The following is a 16,646-nucleotide window of genomic DNA, read 5'->3' as shown; positions in this document are numbered from 1 at the left end:
GATTCTAGCCGGAGCGGGACATATGGAAGCTGGATTGCAGGCGATGGCGGGTAAGATCCGGTGGCGGCTGATCCTGCCGACGATCCTGTTCATGCTGCTCAGCTCGATCGACCGAGTGAATGTCAGCTTCGCCGCGCTGCAGATGAATGCCGATCTCGGCTTCACCCCCAGCCAGTACGGTTTCGGCGCGGGCATCTTGTTCGTCGGCTTCCTTGCCGGCCAATATCCCAGCGTGTTGCTGCAGCAGCGCATCGGCATGCGGCGCTGGATGGCGGCCTGCGCCCTGTTATGGGGCGTCTGCGCCGGTGGCATGGCCTTTATCGAGACTCATTGGCAATTCTACACCTTGCGCGTGCTGCTCGGCCTGGCCGAGGGCGGCCTCGCGCCCGGCATCGTGCTCTATCTCAGCCAGTTCGCGACAGAGCGCGAGCGCGCGACGACCTTCGCCATGCCGATGATCGCCATTCCCCTGTCGATCGTGATCGGCGGGCCCTTGTCGGGCTGGCTGATGAGCATGGAACCGCCCTTCGGTCTGGCCGGCTGGCGCTGGATGTTCCTGGGTGAGGCGTTGCCGACGCTGGTGTTCGGCGTGGCCGCCTATTTCTATTTCCCCGACCGCCCGGGCGACGCCACCTGGCTCGACGCGAGGGAAAAGGACTGGCTGTCGCGCAACGCCGCCAATCGCCGCGACACGGCGCAGGCGAACGACTGGAGCGTGCTGCGCAAGCCGCTGGTCTGGGCCTCGGCGCTGTTGTGGTTCTGCCTGTTGTCGGGCTCCTATGGCGTCATCTTCTGGCTGCCCCAGATCGTGAAGCAGATGACCAGCCTGACTCCGGTCGAGATCGGCCTGGTCAACGCCCTGCCCTGGATCGGCAATGTGCTGGGCATCTATTTCAACTCGAAACATTCGGACCGCACCGGGGAGCGTTTCTGGCACATCGCGATTCCGGCGACAGTGGCCGCAGTCGCCATCCTAAGCGCTGCCGCGGCGGGCGCGACGCCGCTCGGCCTGGTCGCGCTGTTCGTTGCGGGCACCGCGCTCGGCGCGGCGCAGGGGGCGTTCTGGGCATTGCCGACCCGCATGTTCACCCCCGCCACCTTCGCGGTGGGGGCGGTCGCGATCAACATCGCGGGCAGCTCGGGCGGGTTGATCGTGCCGCATCTGGTCGGGCTGGTGCGCGAGAAGACCGGCGCGTTCACCGCGCCGATCTGGCTGATCGCCGGCATATTGCTCCTCGCCGCGACGATCGTCCTGATCCTGCGCCGTTCGGCCGGCAATGAGGCAAAGGCGACCGCCTGATGCCCGGTTTCGCGATCGTGGCGGTCGGCGATGTCGGCGCGAAGCGCGACGATCTCGCCTCGATGTTCGCCCCCCTTGCTGGCTTGCTCGAACAAGCACCGGTGGTGTTCGGCCAGCTAGAGACGACCGTGTCGGACCGCGGCGCGATCGTGCCCAATGCGAAGCTCGCGATGCGCGCGCCCTTGGCGCTCGCTCCGGCCCTGGCCGATGCCGGCTTCACCATGATGTCCTTCGCCGGCAATCATTGTCTCGATTGGGGCTATGACGCGTTCGACGATACGCTGCGTCATATGGCGGATGCCGGCGTACTGCTGGCCGGTGCCGGCGCCAGCCTGACCGAGGCGCGCGCGGCGGTGATCCAGGAGCATGACGGCGTCCGCGTCGCGATGATCGCGGCCAGCTCGATCCTGCCGGAGGGCTATGCCGCCCGCACCGACAAGCCCGGCTGCGCGCCGTTGCGCGCCCACACCTTCTACGAGCAGATCGAGCATGATCAGCCCGGCACCCCCGCCCGCATCCGCAGCCATGCCGACCGCGCCGATCTCGCCGCCCTGCTCGCCGCGATCCGGTCGGCGCGAGCCCAGGCCGATATCGTGCTGGTCTCGCTCCACTGGGGCATCCACATGGTGCGCGGCAGCCTCGCCGAATATCAGATCGAGGTCGCGCATGCCGCGATCGAGGCCGGCGCCGATGCGATCCTCGGCCATCACCCGCATCTGATGAAGGGCGTGGGCTTCCACCGCGGCAAGCCGATCTTCTACAGCCTGGGCAATTTCGCGATCGAGCAGCCGCATGTCTGGGACCCGGCGATCGTCGACACCGACTCCTTCCGCCACCTCGTCAGCCTCAATCCGAGCTGGACGATGGACGCGACGTACATGTTGCCGGCGGAGACGCGGATCACAGGCATCGTCGGGCTGGTGGTGCGGGATCGGAGCGTATCGGAAGTACGCTTTCGGCCATGCTGGATCGGCGACGACAGTGCGCCGCGGCCGCTAGCGGCGAGCGATCCGTTGTTTGCGCGGGTGCACGACTATCTGGTGGAGGTAACGGCGGCCGAAGGGCTGACGACGAGCATCGCGATTGATGGCGACGAACTGTTGCTGGCGTGTCAGGATATTCCAGAGTGCGTGAAATCATTCCCCGCCGTTCGTCCTGAGTAGGGGCTGAGCGAAGTCGAAGACCCGTATCGAAGGACATGGGTGAGGCCTGTCCTTCGATACGCCATTTCGACAAGCTCAATAGCTACTCAGGACGAACGGAGTGGCTCATGTACGTACACCCTACTTAAACGTCAGCGGCACGCTCAGCGCCCCAATCTCCGGAAAGCGCGTCGGCACCACCTCGCCTGCCAGATCGAACGACGGCAGCCGCGCCATCATCTCCTCCAGCGCCACGACCAGTTCCAGCCGCGCCAGCGCCGCGCCGACGCACATATGGGTGCCGCGCCCGAAATGGAGCGAATCCTTCATGTTCGGCCGGTCGATCCGGAAGCTCTCGGCATCCTCGAAAACATCCTCGTCGCGATTGGCCGAGGCATAGACGAGCGCGATCGGCTCGCCTGCCGGGATGACGCGCCCGTGCAGTTCCACGTCGCGCGTCGCCGTCCGGGCAAAACCGCGATAGGGCGTGTAGAGCCGCAGGAACTCGTCCACCGCCGCCGGGATCAGCGCCGGCTCCGCGCGAAGCTTTGCCTGCAATGCCTGGTCGCGCGACAGATGCACCGCGATCGAGCCGATCATCACCGTCGGCGCGATGATGCCGACCACCAGCACCTGGCGGATCGTGCCGACGATCATTTCGTCGGGCAACGGCGCGCCATCGACTCGCGTCGCCAGCAAGGCACTGGTCGCGTCGTCGGCCGGATCGAGCGGCGCGGCCTTGCGATCGGCGACGAGCTTGCGCGCCATCTCGTAGAGCAGCAGGCTGGTTTCCTTGGTCGCGACCATGTCGTTCGACTGGACCGCGATATTGTAGCGCCGGCCGACTTCGGCGAGCGAATCGATCTGCTCCTGCGGCAGGTTCATCCAGGTGGCGAACACCCGGATCGGCATGCGCGCGGAGAATTCCTCGCAGATATCGCCACCACCCCTCGCCGCCATCGCGTCGAGCAGGCTGATGCAGATCTCGCGGATCACCGGCTCGAGCGGGGCGACCTTGCGCTCGGTCAGCAGCGGGCTGAGCGCGCGGCGATAGGGCGTATGCTCGGGCGGATCGAGATGCAGCGGCGGCCGGCGCCCGGTAAAGGCGACCGCCGGCACGACATTCTGCTTCGAGGTGATGTAAGTGGAACTGTCCGCCGCGGCCGCCGCGACATCGGCATGCTTCATCAGCGCCCAGAAGCCGCCCCAGGCGTCGCTATGCGCCACGGGGCAGCGGCCGCGCAGGTCGCGATACACGGCCTGGGCACTGTCGAACGTCTCGGGAAGCAGGGGATCGAAGTCTTGCATGGCTTCGCTTAAGCGATGATGAAAGCGCTTGCAACGGCTTTCGGCGCCAGTCTTTCCCGGTTAGCGTAGGAAAATGACCGACAGCCCCAAGATTCCGAAACTGGAGGATGTCGCGCAGATCGCCGGTGTTTCGTCGGCGACCGTATCCCGCTTCTTCAACAACCCGGCGATGGTCGCGACCGCGACCGCGGATCGCATCCGCGACGCCGTCGCCGCCACCCATTATGTTCCGAACCTGATGGCCGGAGGCCTCGCATCGAGCCGAAGCCGGCTGGTCGCCTTGCTGGTGCCCGATGTCGCGCAGTCGATCTTCAACGCGACGGTCGAGGCAATGGTCGACGAATTGTCCGCCAGCGGCGACATCGTCATGCTCGGGCTGACCGGGGTCGACAATGTGCGCATGCCAAGCCTCATTTCGGCCGCGCTCGCGCGCCGCGCCGATGCGATCATCCTGACCGGCATCGTCTCCGATCCCGCCACGCGTGATCTGATGCGCCGGCGCGAGGCGACGGTGATCGAGACCTGGGGCCTGCCGACCGACCCGATCGACGTCGCGGTCGGTTTCTCACACCGCGCGGTCGGGCAGGATATCGCGCGCTTCGTCCATGGCCGCGGCTATCGCCGGCCGCATCTGCTGACCGCTTCGGGCACGCGCGCGATGGAGCGCCGCCAGGGTTTCATCGACGACTGGGCCTCCGCTGGCGGCGATACCCCGACCGAACAGATGTTCGCCAGCCAGACGCGCTTCGGCCATGGCCGCGCCGCCTTCCGCGCCCTGCGCGAGCTGGACAATCGCCCCGATGTCGTCGTGTGCAGCTCGGACTGGCTCGCCCAGGGGCTGCTGGTCGAGGCGATGGCGGCGGGCGTGCGCGTGCCGGACGAACTGGCCGTGGTCGGCTTCGGCAACCTCGCCGTCGCCGCCGAGATGCGCCCGACCATCACCACCATCGATATCGACGGCGCGCGCATCGGCCGCGAAGCGGTCAGCCTGCTCCGCCGCCGCACCGCCGGCGAGAAGATCGAGAACCGCCTCATCGATGTCGGCTTCCGCCTGATCGTCCGCGAAAGCGCCTGACAATGTTCAGGCGAGCCTGGACTCAACCGTCAGATACTCGGGGGTGAGAGCCCGGAGCAGATCCGGTGCATCGAAGGCAGCGCCCGGCGCCAGCACACCGGCACCCTCGAACCGCCCGTCGAGGAGGCGCTCCACCGCTTCGCAGATCTGCGGCGCGGAGAACGCATAGATGTCCTGCCCCGAGGCGGCGACCCGGCGCCGTTCCGTGCCCCGTGTCACTACCGCTTCGACCAGGAAGCGCTGCGCCGATCGGCCGCTGGCATCCACCGCCTTCGGGGCCGGTGTCGTTGGATCGCGGATGTCCTTCAAGGCGATGTCGTTGAGATAGGTGTGGAGAGTGTCGGTCCGCAGATGGCGGGAGATCAGGATCGTCTCCGAGAAGGGCAGTTCGACCATGGTCTGGCGGGCAAAGGGTGGCGGGAAATCCCAGCTCGTCGTCGCGGCGGGCAAGGCGATCGGCACCAGCTTCCCCTGCTCGATCGCGAGGCGCGGCGCGGTGTTCCGTACGCCCGTGATCCTGGTGCCTCGGGTCGGGTGCCAGCTATCCAGCGCAATGCCGATCTCGATCGCGTCGGCGGACGCCCAGTCGCCCATCGCGCTGGTGGCGAGAAGATCGGCAAGGCCGCCATAGAATCCCATTGCCGGGATCAGGACGACACCGGCCCGGCGCGCGTCGGCATTGAAGCGATCGAACACGGCACTGGCACTTGCCTGCTCGGCCGTCACGTCGAGATAGGGGACGCCCACGCGCAACGTCGCGGCGGCCACTGCCTCGGCCGTTTCGAGAAACGGCCCCGCGCAGTTGATCACCGCGTCGGCACCATCGAACGCGCGGTCGAGCGAGGCCGGCTCCTCGACTGTCGCGACCCGGCGATCGGCGACTTCCAGTTCGGCAAGCCTGGCCGTGTCCCGCCCGACCGCGATCGGCGTCAAACCTCGGCGCAGCAATTCAGCGATCACGAACCTGCCCGTGTGCCCGGCCGCCCCGAATATTGCGACGCTACGCCCCTTTTCCATCCCGGCCACATCCTTCCCTTCAATATACTACAGACCTGTCTGTTCTTTCGATACGTACAGGTCTGTAGCGAGTCAATCGCCGCTGTGATATCCGGCATGGAACCGGAGATTTCGATGACGACAACGACCACCACCCCCCAGGGCACCGATGTGAAGGAGCGCATTCTGGAGACGGCCTCGGCGCTCTTCTATCGCTTGGGCGTGCGCGCGGTGGGCGTCGATCTCGTCGTCAAACAGGCCGATGTCGCCAAGACCAGCCTCTACCGTCATTTCGGGACCAAGGACGATCTGATCGCCGCTTTCCTCGAACGCGAGGACGCGGAATTCTGGGGCACTTGGGACGCGGTGGCCGAACGGCACAAGGACGACCCAAGGGCCGAGCTGGACGCCCATCTCGACTGGATCGGCGAACGCGTCGGGCGGCCCCAATATCGGGGCTGCCCGCAGATCAACGTCGCCGCCGAATTCCCCGACGCGGATCATCCCGCGCGCAAGGTAGCGTCAGCGCACAAGCAGGAAATGCGGCGGCGGTTGCGGGGTATCGCCGAACGGCTCGGCGTCGCGCGACCGGATGAGCTAGCCGGCCAGCTTGCGCTGCTCATCAACGGCGCCTTCGTCAGCGCGCAGATGTTCGAGCCCGGTGAGGCGACGCTGCTGCTACGACAGACGGCGCACAGTCTGATCGCCGCGACCTGACGCCACCACCCCCAACCGTTCGTTTCGAGCGAAGTCGAGAAACCTTGCTCAGCACTTGAGGCCTGTTTCTCGACTTCGCTCGAAACGAACGGGGTATTTGGTGCTGGCTGAGGGCCCGTCAACTCTCTGCCCGGGCCTCGGCCTTCGCGCGCGAGAAACGCGGCGCCACTGACAGCAATATGATCGCCGCCACCAGGATCGCCGCCCCGATCGTCTCGGCCGCGGTCGGTGCCTTCAGGCCCCAGAACCATGCCAGCAGATAGGCAGCGGCGATGCCCGCGAGCAGGCTCGACGCCCGCTCGAGCGGCACGCAATAGCTGTTCTCGCGCGCATCGAGCAGGATCACCGCGGCAAAGATCGAAATGATCGTCAGCGTGGTGCCGATGCCGATCAGCCACCACACCACCGGATCGCTCCACACCGCGATAAAGCCCCAGCTCAACTGCCCGGCCTGCGCGCCGATCCCGCTCCACGACAGAATGGCGAGCGCCGCCACCGACAGCGGCAGCGCGACCAGCTTCTCCTCGACGAAATAGCGCCGCACCAGCGCCGGATCGCCGCTCTTCGCCGTGCTCGTCATCACCGCGAGGCGGATGAAGTAACCGACCGTGTAGAGAATGACCGTCAGGATCGCGAGCGGCGGCAGATGGAATCCACCGCGCTGCTGCACCACGAAGGCAAGCGACACCGCGACCATGAACAGCGCGACCCAGCTCCACCAGCGCACCCGCCGCCCGAACATCAGGTCGACCAGCGGCGCGATGATCAGGATGTCGCCGCGCATCAGCAACTGGATGAAGGGGATGCTCACGCCTTCGAAGGTGAAGGACAGGGGCACGGTGAACAGCACCAGCGCCGTGCCGATGCCCGACAGGAAGGTCGACCGGGTCCACACCGGCACGCGCAGCCCGCCGACCTGTTTGCCATGCGCATCGCGGTGCCAGCCCGACACGAAGATGAAGACATAGGTCAGCACCAGGCTGACGATCAGCGACGCGGGCAAGGTCTCCAGCCCCGTCGGCGGCCGCCCCAGCCCGGCATTGGGCGCGGTGGTGACCAGCTTGGTCATGATGATATTGGGCAGATAGCTCAGGAAATAGAGCAGGGTGATCAGCTCGATCGGCAGGCGGCGGCTCATTGCGCCGGACCCGCGATGACGACATGGTCGCCGGCGATCTCGTACCGCGCGTTGAGCCCGGCCTCGGCCGTGATCGCGGTCATGTAATCGATCACCTCGCCGAAGCGCGGATCCTCCGGCGGCAGGATACGCGGCACCGCGTCGCGGTCGATCCACAAAGGCAGGAATCCCGTCTCCACGACCTTGCCCTCCCTCACCTCGATCCGCGCGATCATCGACATGCGCGCGGCGGGCGGGAAATTATACAGGCTCTCGAAATCGGGCACCCAGTCCTCGGCCAGCGCCTGGATCTCCTTGAAGCTCTTGCTCGCGGCATGCGCCGGATCCATCCGCAGGTCGCAGGCGAAATTGCACAGGCTGTAATAGACCGGCTTGCCCTGGATAAACTCGATGCCCTTCAGGATATGCGCGTGCCCGCCCAGGATTACGTCGGCCCCGGCGGCGATCGCCGCGCGCGCCACGTCGCGCTGATAGTCCGCGATCGACGCGCGCACGAAATGGATGCCCCAATGCTGCGAGACGATGACCACATCGGCCTGCTGCTTCGCGGCGCGGATATCGGCCTCCATCGCCGCAAGATCGTCGCGGTGCGGATAGCTGTGCACGCGCGGCGGCGTGCCCGGCTGGTCATGCTCGATCTGCTCGTAAATGGTGTGGGCCCGCATCGGCGCGCAGCCCGGCCGCCGCTCATCGGCCCAGTATGACATGGGCAGGATCGAGCAATAAGCCAGCGTCGCGATCAGTGTGCCATCACTCAGGGTCGAGAAAACCGGCTTGCGCGCTTCGGCGATAGTGGCGCCGGCGCCCACCACCGTGACGCCCGCCGCGGCGAGGTTGCCCATCGTCTCGAACAGCGCCTCATTGCCCCAGTCGAGCACATGATTGCCGGCCATCGAGATAATGTCGAAGCCGGCGCGCCCAACGGAGGCTGCAGCGTCCGGCCTGGTCAGCACGGCATGCCGCGCCTGGGGCAAACGCGTGCCGCGCTCGGCGAAGCTGGTCTCCAGCTGGCCGAACACCAGGTCCGCCTCGCGCAGCACATCACGCGTCGCCGCGAAGCATTCGTCGGCATCGTCCCGGTCTGGGGCAATGTCACCGGTCGCCAGAATCAGGGGCATGCAGGATCCTCTCGCCTTTGGGCTAGGAGATTATGCAAGCGCTTGCAATATCTCGTCGCTTGGCCATGAAATTTCGTTTCGTAATATAACCGTTGAACATATCCACTAAATATGGTCTTTGCTGCTCAGGCAGCGATGAGTCTCTCGACAGAAGGGGCGTGGGATGCCGCGATGGAGGAGATGCCGGTGATCGGAAAAGGCCCTGTGTCGGGACGCGCGCGGATCACCGCAGCGCTCGCTTGTATCTCCCTTCTGGCCACGCCGATGAGCGCGATCGCGGCTTCCGGAACGCCTGCTGCAATGGCTTACAGCGATGTGACCCGAAGCTCGCTCTACGTGCCGGTGCGCGACGGCACGCGCCTCGCGGTCAACATCTATCGCCCGGTGGTCGACGGAAAGCCGGTCGAGACGCCGCTGCCGATCGTCTTCGCCTTCACCCCCTATCGCGCGCGCTATTTCGACAAGGACCACAAGCCGGTCGAGCTGGCCGATTCGCCGATCTTCGGCCTGCGCGCGCTGGTGAAATCGGGTTATGTCGTCGCCACCGCCGATATTCGCGGCAAGGGTGCCTCGTTCGGCGCGCGGCGCGGCTTCCTCGACCAGACCGAGGCGCATGACGGCTATGACCTGATTCAATGGCTCGCGGCCAGGCCCTGGTCCACCGGCAAGGTCGGCATCACCGGCTGCTCCTATCTCGGTGGCACGTCGATGCTCGTGGCGGGCGCTTCGCCGCCGGCGCTTCGCGCGGTGTTCGCCGCCGCGACCGACATCGACAAATACAGCTTCGTGCGCAACGGCGGCATTACCGGCCAGTTCAACACCCGCCCCGACGAGCCGCTCGATGTCGATCTCGCCAGCGTGCCGGTCGATGCGGACAGCGACGGCACGATGCTCAAGGCGGCGGTCGCCGAACACGCGCGCAACATGCCGATGGCGAAATTATGGGAGACCATGCCCTATCGCGACAGCGTGTCGCCGCTGACCGGCAACCGCTATTGGGAAGAGGTCGGGCCCTATACCCATCTCAAGGCGCTCAAGGACCCGAAGCTCGCCTGGCTGCTGTGGAGCAACTGGGAGGACGAGCCGACCGAGCAGATGATCCTCAACGCGGTCAACATCCCGTCGCGGATGCTGATCGGTCCGGGCAGCCACTGCGTCGGCCCGAAGCAGTTCGACATCGCCGGCGAGCAGCGCCGCTTCTTCGATCATTATCTCAAGGGCATCGATAACGGCTTCGATCGTGGCCCGCGCTACAGCTGGTATCACGAGGCCCCGGGCGGGACCGGCACGATGGTCGCGTCGGCTACGGCACCCGGCATCGGCGTGGCCCGTTCAGCGCTCTACCTCTCCGCGACGACGCAGGGCGACCTGTCGCCCGCCAGGCCGGGCAATAGCAGGCGGCAGTTCACGGTCGACTATGATGTCGGCAAGGGCGAATATTTCGCCTTCTGGCCGCCCTCGCCGAACGGCAAGGGCCCCAGCTTCACCAGTCCGCCGCTCGCCGCCGACGCCGCGATGACCGGCTATCCGATCGCGACCATCACCACCGCGCTCGACCGCCCGGACGCGAACCTGTTCGTCTATCTCGAGGACGTCGATCCGGCGGGCAAGGCCTATATGGTCTCGTTCGGCCGGCTCGCCGCCTCGCACCGCAAGCTGTCCAGGGCACCGTATGACCGGCTCGACCTGCCCTATCATTCGGGGCTGAAGGCGGACGCCCTCCCGATGGTGCCAGGCAAGCCGGCGACCCTAACCTTCTCGATGGTGCCCCGCGCCTTCACTTTCGCTGCGGGCCACCGGCTGCGCGTCACCCTGGCCGGCGCCGATCCGCGCCAGCGTAACCTGGCCCAGATCCGCCAGGACCCGCCACCGGTCTTCACCATCGTCAGCGGCGGCAAGGACGCCTCGCGCATCGACATTCCATTCACGACGAAACCGACGTTCCGCTGAGCAAAGCGGGCGCGACAAGGGGAGAGACATGATGAAGGCCCACACGAAAATCTTCGCCCGATCGGGCGTCGCCCTGCTCGCCCTCGCCTGGGCGACCGCAGCGCAGGCCCAGGAGGCACCCGCTGCGGGCCAGCAGGAAGCCGCCGGCCCGACCACGACCACCGCCGAGGACGACGTCGCCGGCGAAGTCGTCGTCACCGGCAGCCGCCTGCGCGGCGCGGCGCCGGTCGGCTCCTCGGTCATCTCGCTCGGCCGCGAGGACGTGATCGCTTCGGGCGCCGTCACCACCGACCGGCTGATCAAGCAGATCCCGCAGGTCTTCGATCTCGGCGTCAGCGAGAATTCGCGCGGCCAGTCGGGCGGCAATGGCAACATCACCTATGGCAACAGCGTCAATCTGCGCGGCATCGGGCCTTATGCGACCCTGATCCTGGTCGACGGCCACCGCGCGGTGAACAACAGCCGCGCCTTCGATCCCTCGGCCATCCCGACGCTCGGCCTGGAGCGCGTCGAAGTCGTCGCCGACGGCGCCTCGGCCATTTACGGCTCCGATGCGGTCGCCGGCGTGGTCAACCTCATCCCGCGCCGCACCCTCAACGGCGTCGAGGCGAGCGCGCGCTACGGCGTCGGCGGGCGCGGCGATTTCTCCGAATATCAGCTCGGCATCGCGGCCGGAAAGGTCTGGGACACGGGCCAGGCAATGCTCGCTTATGAGCATGTCTATCGCTCCGCCCTCAACGGCGACGACCGTGATTTCTTCCGCTCGGACCAGCGCGCCTTCGGCGGCAACGACTATAGCGTCACGCGGTGCGCGCCCGGCACCATCACCGCCGGCGGCGTCAACTACGCGATCCCCAAGGCCGGCGTGACCCAGGCGAGCGCGGCCAGTCTCGTCGCGGGCACCACCAACCGCTGCGACGACCTGATCGGGCAGGATCTGTTCCCGCAACAGACCTATGACTCGGTCAACGGCACCTTCACGCAGGAGATCACCCCCTGGCTGACGGTCTTCGCCGACGGCTTCTATTCGAAGCGCAAATTCCTGCGCTACCCGGCGGAATCGAGCGCGACGCTGACGGTCCCGCAAACCAATGCCTTTTTCGTGCGCCCGGCCGGCTTCGCCGGCACCAGCTACACCATCGCCTATAATTTCATGAACGACCTGCCGCGCAACGCCAATCCGGGGTCGGCCGAGAATTGGGAGATCACGCCGGGTGTCCGCATCAAGCTGCCCGGTGACTGGCAGGTGGAAGGCATCTTCACCTATGGCCGCGGCAACGACCAGGCGGACCAGACGCGCGGCCTGAACAACGCGGCCCTGAACGCGGCACTCGCCAGCAGCAATCCCGCCACGGCCTTCGACCCCTATGGTCTCGGCCGCACCAGCGAGGCGACGTTGCTGGCCATCAGCAACTTCGTGTCCTTCTCCCCCACGCTCAACAAGTTCAACGGCTATGAGGCGCGGGTGAACGGCACGCTGTTCCGCCTGCCCGGCGGCGGGGTGAAGGTCGCGGCGGGCTATGAAGGACAGGAGATCACCGTCGATCTCGGCTCGGCGCGCGGCGTGCCCACCACGCCCATCGTCTTCCGGCATTTCACCCGCCGCGTGGACTCGGGTTATGCCGAACTGCTCGTGCCGATATTCGGCGCGGACAACGCGATCCCGTTCTTCCGGAAGCTCGAGATCGACGCCGCCATCCGCTACGACAAATATAGCGATGTCGGGTCGACCACCAATCCGAAGTTCGGCGTCAACTGGTCGCCGGTTACCGGCCTCACCCTGCGCGGAAGCTACGGCACCTCGTTCCGCGCCCCGCTGATCTCGCAGATCTACGGCAACAGCAACGCGCTGTTCATTCAGAACTACCAGAACCCGGCCGGCGGCGCCCCGCTGGTCGGCGTCGCCTATTCCGGCCCGAACCTCGCCTTGCAACCGGAAGAAGCGACCACCTGGTCGGTCGGCGGCGACTGGGACATCGCGCCCGGCCTCCGGCTCAGCGCCACCTATTTCAACGTCGAATATATCAACCAGGTCGACACCTATCTCTCCGATCTGGCGATCCTTACGCGTGAGGCGCAGTTTGCGGGGACCGGCATCATCCTGCGCGGAACCCAGGCGCGGGACCGCGTGCTCGCCCTGCTCGCCCAGGGCGTGGGCATCGGCGGCGGCGTCTTCCCCGGCGGCGATCCCAACAACGTCACCCTGTTCGTCGACGGGCGGAACAACAATCTCGGCCGCTCCAACACCGAGGGCATCGATGTGACCGCCAACTGGCGGCTGGCGACGGCATCCACCGGCACGTTCAACTTCAACGCCAGCGGGACCTATCTGACCCGGTTCGAAGCGGCGATCTCACCCGCGGGCACGCCGATCAACCGGCTCAACACCATCTTCTTCCCGCTGAAGTTCAAGGCGCGCGGCAGCGTCGCCTGGGACATCGATCCGTTCCGGGTACAGCTCACCGCGACTCATGTCGGGGGGTACACCAACAACGCGGTCACCCCGAACCAGAAGGTGGCGAGCTACACGCCTGTCGATCTCAGCCTCGCCTGGACGGTCGGCGGTGCGGACAAGGGCCCGTTCGGCGGCAAACTCACCGTCGGCCTGGAGGTCCGCAACCTGTTCGACGCCGATCCGCCCTATGTGAACCTGACGCCATCGGGCAATGGCAGCGGCGGTTATGACGCCTCCGCGTCGAACCCGATCGGCCGGCTGTTTGCGGCATCGGCCCGCATGAAGTTCTGAGGTCAAAGGGGGCGGAGCGCGCGCTTCCGCAAGGGAGCGCGCGCTCTGGTTACTCCTTCGCGCGGTAATAGGCCGCGAGCACATCGAACGCCTGTTTGCGCTGCCCGGTCTCGGAAATCAGCCCCTTGCGGTTCCAGCCTTGCTGGAAGTCGGGATTCTGCCGGCGCGGCGAACGAAAGTCCTTGAGGATCCAGGGCGACATGCCGCGCAAGGTCGGGACCGAATCCGCCATCTTGAGCGTCGCGCGGTAATAATCCGCCTGATATTCCTCGGAGAATTTCTGCGGACCGGTCAGGTCGTGGAACCCGGCCCGGGCATCGGCGCCGAATTCGGAGAAGACCAGCGGCTTGTCGGCGGGCACTTTCCAGACGCTGCCGGGCAGGTCGGTCAGCCGGTCGTTGGTGTACCAGCCATTATAGGTGTTGATCGCCAGCACATCCAGGACCTCGGCGAGCGGATCGGCCATGGTCATGGTCGGCGTCTTCGCGTCCTTCGAGCGCTCGACCAGCAAGGCCGCGCTGACCAGCCGCGTATCGTCGAGGCGGCGGACATCGCCGACCAGCGTGCGCAGGAAGATGTTGCGCGCCTCGCTGACGGGCGTCTCGTTGGCGACGCTCCAGATCGCGATCGAGGCGCGGTTACGGTCGCGCAGGATATTCTCGGCCAGCATGTTGCGCGCGGTCGCCAGGGTATCCGGGTTGGACCAGGCAACCAGCCAATAGACCGGCACCTCGCTCCACACGAGCAGGCCGAGTTCGTCGGCGGTGCGCGTCATCATTTCGGAATGCGGGTAATGCGCCAGGCGGACGAAATTGCCGTGCAGCCCGTCCTTGATCTCGCCGAGCAGGGCGCGTGCCGCTGCCGGGCTGATCGCGCGGGTCGGCTCGCTGCCCAGCTCCTCCTCGTGCATCGAGATGCCGCGCAGGAAGATCGGCTTGCCGTTGAGCAGGATGTCGGCCCCATGCACTTCGATGGTGCGGAAGCCGATACGGTCGCGCCACTGGTCGTCGCCGCTCGCGATCGTCACGTCATAGAGTTTGGGGCGCTCGGGCGACCAGGGGACCAGCGCGCGCGGCGCGGCCATGGTCGCGCGCCAGTTGCCGGCGGCGTCGGTCGTGCCCGCCTGGTCGAGGCCGAGCTCGGCGACGCGCAGCCGGACCGCGCGATTGGCCGCCTGCGGCCCGTCCAGATGCACATCGACCGCCATGCGCCCGTCGCGGGTCAGGCGGACCCAGGCATCGTCGACATAGGTGTCGGGCGTCGAGATCAGCCGCACCGGCCGGGTGATGCCGCCATAATTCTCCCAGTCGGTGACGGGCGGGGGCACGGTCGCCTCGGTCGCCTGCGAATCCACGCCGACGGTGATCTGGTTGTCGCCGTCGCGCAACAGGCGGGTGACCTCGAAGGCGAAGGGCGTAAAGCCGCCTTCATGGCGCCCGACCGGCTGGCCATTGAGATAGACGACGGTGGCGTAGTTGGCCGCGCCGAAGCGCAGGAACATCCGCCCCTTGCGCTGCGCCTGCACCGGGAAGCTGCGCTGATACCACATCAGACCCTGATAATAGCGCAGCTCGGGCGCCTCGGTCAGCCAGGACGAGGGAAGCGTGGTGACCGGCGACCGGGCGAGGTCGAACTCGTACAGGACGCGGCTGTCCTGCGCCATTTCCTTGCGCACATCGACATCGCGGTAACGCTGCTGGCCCTTGTCGGGCGTCTCGCCATGGAAGCCGGCCAGGCCGGAGCGGTACGGATCGATCGAATAATGCCAGGCGCCGGACAGATCTGTGCCCTGCCGCATGTCGGCGGAAACCAGCAACGGCCCGGTCTGAGCCGTCGATTTGGGAAGCGAGGGGGGGGCGGCCTGCTGTGCGGCTATTGGGTCTGCCCACAAAACGGCCGCGGCTATGAGCCATGCGGCCTTCATTCGGTTAAGCACATCCGTCTCCCATCGCCGGTCGTCATGATATTCCGGAGGTCGCATGCGCGATCCCGCGTTCGAGCCCGCGCAGTTCCGCCAGCCCGCGCATGCGGCCGAGCAGCGAATAGCCCGGGTTGGTCACCTTGGTCAGGTCGTCGAGCATCTGATGGCCATGGTCGGGGCGCATCGGGATCGAGCGGCCGCTTCGCTGCTGCAGGCGGTGGACCGCCGCCACGATGTCGACCATCCCGGCATCACCCTCGAGATGCGCTGCCTCGTGAAAGGCGGTGTTCGGTTCGCGCTGCACGGAGCGCAGGTGCAGGAAGCCGATCCGGTCGCCGAGCCGATCGACCATGCCGGGCAGATCGTTGTCGGCGCGCACGCCGAACGATCCGGCACAGAAGCACAGGCCGTTGGAAGGGTTGGGCACGCGCGCGAACAGCAAGGCGACATCGGCCTCGGTGCTCACCACGCGCGGCAGGCCGAAGATCGGGAAGGGCGGATCGTCGGGGTGGACGACCAGCCGCAGCCCCAGCGCATCGGCGACGGGGCAGACCGCGGCCAGGAAGTCGGCATGGTTCGCGCGCAGGCGTTCCGCATCCACATCGGCATAGGTCTCGATCGCGGCGAGGAGCGCGGTGGAGGTGAAACTCTCCTCGCTGCCCGGCAAGCCGGCGATGATCGTCCGCTCCAGCCTGTCGCGCGTCGCCTCGTCCATGGCGTGGAAGCGCCGCGTCGCGCCTTCGACCATGGCCGGCGTATAGGAAGCGTCGGCGCCGGGCCGGCGCAGGATGTGGAGATCATAAGCCGCGACCATCTCCAGCTCGAAGCGCAGTGCCAGCGCGCCATCGGCAAGCGGCCAGGCCAGATCGGTCCGTGTCCAGTCGAGGATCGGCATGAAATTATAGGTCACGGTGGTGATGCCGCACGCCGCGAGGTTGCGCAGGCTTGTGCAATAGCGCTCGACCAGTCGGTCCCATCCGGGCCCGCGGGTCTTGATCTCCTCGTGCACCGGAAGGCTTTCGACCACGGTCCAGCCAAGCGCCGCCTGCTCGATCTCACCCTTGCGCGCCGCGATCGCCTCGCGAGTCCAGACCTCGCCGTTCGCGACCTCGTGCAGCGCGGTCACGACCTCGGCCGCGCCTGCCTGGCGGATGTCGCGCAGCGACACCGGATCGGACGGCCCGAACCAGCGCATCGTCTGCGTCATCAACATACGCCTTTACTCCCTGGCCGGC

General features: G+C 66.7%; 12 protein-coding genes. 6 read left to right on the top strand and 6 right to left on the bottom strand.

Annotated elements, in window-relative coordinates; translation table 11 throughout:
* The first annotated feature begins 43 nt into the window (after window positions 1-43).
* Both ACZ1I5_RS01075 and ACZ1I5_RS01070 read left to right on the top strand, forming a co-directional pair.
* Complete coding sequence (locus ACZ1I5_RS01075; protein WP_465171899.1) at window positions 44-1,300, top strand: MFS transporter; 1,257 nt, start codon at window positions 44-46, stop codon at window positions 1,298-1,300.
* A complete protein-coding gene (locus tag ACZ1I5_RS01070) occupies window positions 1,300-2,463 on the top strand; it encodes a CapA family protein (RefSeq protein WP_465171898.1) in 1,164 nt (387 codons plus the stop codon). Before ACZ1I5_RS01075 ends, ACZ1I5_RS01070 begins: the two co-directional genes overlap by 1 nt.
* A gap of 120 nt (window positions 2,464-2,583) precedes the next feature.
* Here the strand turns inward: ACZ1I5_RS01070 and ACZ1I5_RS01065 are convergent, their stop codons facing one another.
* Complete coding sequence (locus tag ACZ1I5_RS01065) at window positions 2,584-3,750, bottom strand: cytochrome P450 (RefSeq protein WP_465171897.1); 1,167 nt, start codon at window positions 3,748-3,750, stop codon at window positions 2,584-2,586.
* Between the two features lie 73 nt (window positions 3,751-3,823).
* Here ACZ1I5_RS01065 and ACZ1I5_RS01060 point away from each other — a divergent pair, with 73 nt between their 5' ends.
* Window positions 3,824-4,825, top strand: coding sequence for a LacI family DNA-binding transcriptional regulator (locus ACZ1I5_RS01060; RefSeq protein ID WP_465171896.1), 1,002 nt, complete (start codon window positions 3,824-3,826; stop codon window positions 4,823-4,825).
* A gap of 6 nt (window positions 4,826-4,831) precedes the next feature.
* Here the strand turns inward: ACZ1I5_RS01060 and ACZ1I5_RS01055 are convergent, their stop codons facing one another.
* Window positions 4,832-5,842 (bottom strand): saccharopine dehydrogenase family protein, encoded by a 1,011-nt coding sequence (locus ACZ1I5_RS01055; RefSeq protein ID WP_465171895.1) that lies wholly within the window; start codon window positions 5,840-5,842, stop codon window positions 4,832-4,834.
* A 114-nt stretch (window positions 5,843-5,956) separates the two neighbouring features.
* On the opposite strand from ACZ1I5_RS01055, the gene ACZ1I5_RS01050 reads away from it, so the two are divergent.
* Entirely contained in the window at window positions 5,957-6,538 is a 582-nt protein-coding gene (locus tag ACZ1I5_RS01050) for a TetR/AcrR family transcriptional regulator (protein ID WP_465171894.1), read from the top strand.
* 118 nt (window positions 6,539-6,656) lie between these two features.
* Here the strand turns inward: ACZ1I5_RS01050 and ACZ1I5_RS01045 are convergent, their stop codons facing one another.
* Together ACZ1I5_RS01045 and ACZ1I5_RS01040 are read right to left on the bottom strand one after the other, a co-directional pair.
* Complete coding sequence (locus ACZ1I5_RS01045; protein WP_465171893.1) at window positions 6,657-7,676, bottom strand: hypothetical protein; 1,020 nt, start codon at window positions 7,674-7,676, stop codon at window positions 6,657-6,659.
* Window positions 7,673-8,794, bottom strand: a complete 1,122-nt coding sequence (locus ACZ1I5_RS01040) for a CapA family protein (protein ID WP_465171892.1) — start codon at window positions 8,792-8,794, stop codon at window positions 7,673-7,675. Before ACZ1I5_RS01040 ends, ACZ1I5_RS01045 begins: the two co-directional genes overlap by 4 nt.
* A gap of 111 nt (window positions 8,795-8,905) precedes the next feature.
* Between ACZ1I5_RS01040 and ACZ1I5_RS01035 the strand changes: the two genes are divergently transcribed.
* Window positions 8,906-10,744 carry a CocE/NonD family hydrolase gene (locus tag ACZ1I5_RS01035; protein ID WP_465171891.1) on the top strand — a complete coding sequence of 613 codons (1,839 nt, stop codon included), beginning with the start codon at window positions 8,906-8,908 and terminating at the stop codon, window positions 10,742-10,744.
* Between the two features lie 28 nt (window positions 10,745-10,772).
* Complete coding sequence (locus ACZ1I5_RS01030; protein ID WP_465171890.1) at window positions 10,773-13,490, top strand: TonB-dependent receptor domain-containing protein; 2,718 nt, start codon at window positions 10,773-10,775, stop codon at window positions 13,488-13,490.
* A gap of 49 nt (window positions 13,491-13,539) precedes the next feature.
* Here the strand turns inward: ACZ1I5_RS01030 and ACZ1I5_RS01025 are convergent, their stop codons facing one another.
* Together ACZ1I5_RS01025 and uxuA are read right to left on the bottom strand one after the other, a co-directional pair.
* Window positions 13,540-15,288: a glycoside hydrolase family 2 protein gene (locus tag ACZ1I5_RS01025; RefSeq protein WP_465171889.1), complete on the bottom strand. Its 1,749-nt coding sequence runs from the start codon at window positions 15,286-15,288 to the stop codon at window positions 13,540-13,542.
* A 160-nt stretch (window positions 15,289-15,448) separates the two neighbouring features.
* The gene (uxuA, locus tag ACZ1I5_RS01020) at window positions 15,449-16,618 is read right to left on the bottom strand and encodes a mannonate dehydratase (RefSeq protein WP_465171888.1); all 1,170 of its coding nucleotides are present in this window, start codon (window positions 16,616-16,618) and stop codon (window positions 15,449-15,451) included.
* Between the last annotated feature and the right edge of the window lie 28 nt (window positions 16,619-16,646).

It is taken from the genome of Sphingomonas sp. BL-S-30, from assembly GCF_055521475.1.
Note: the sequence above shows the minus strand (reverse complement) of the source record. Positions and strands in the feature narration are given on the sequence as shown.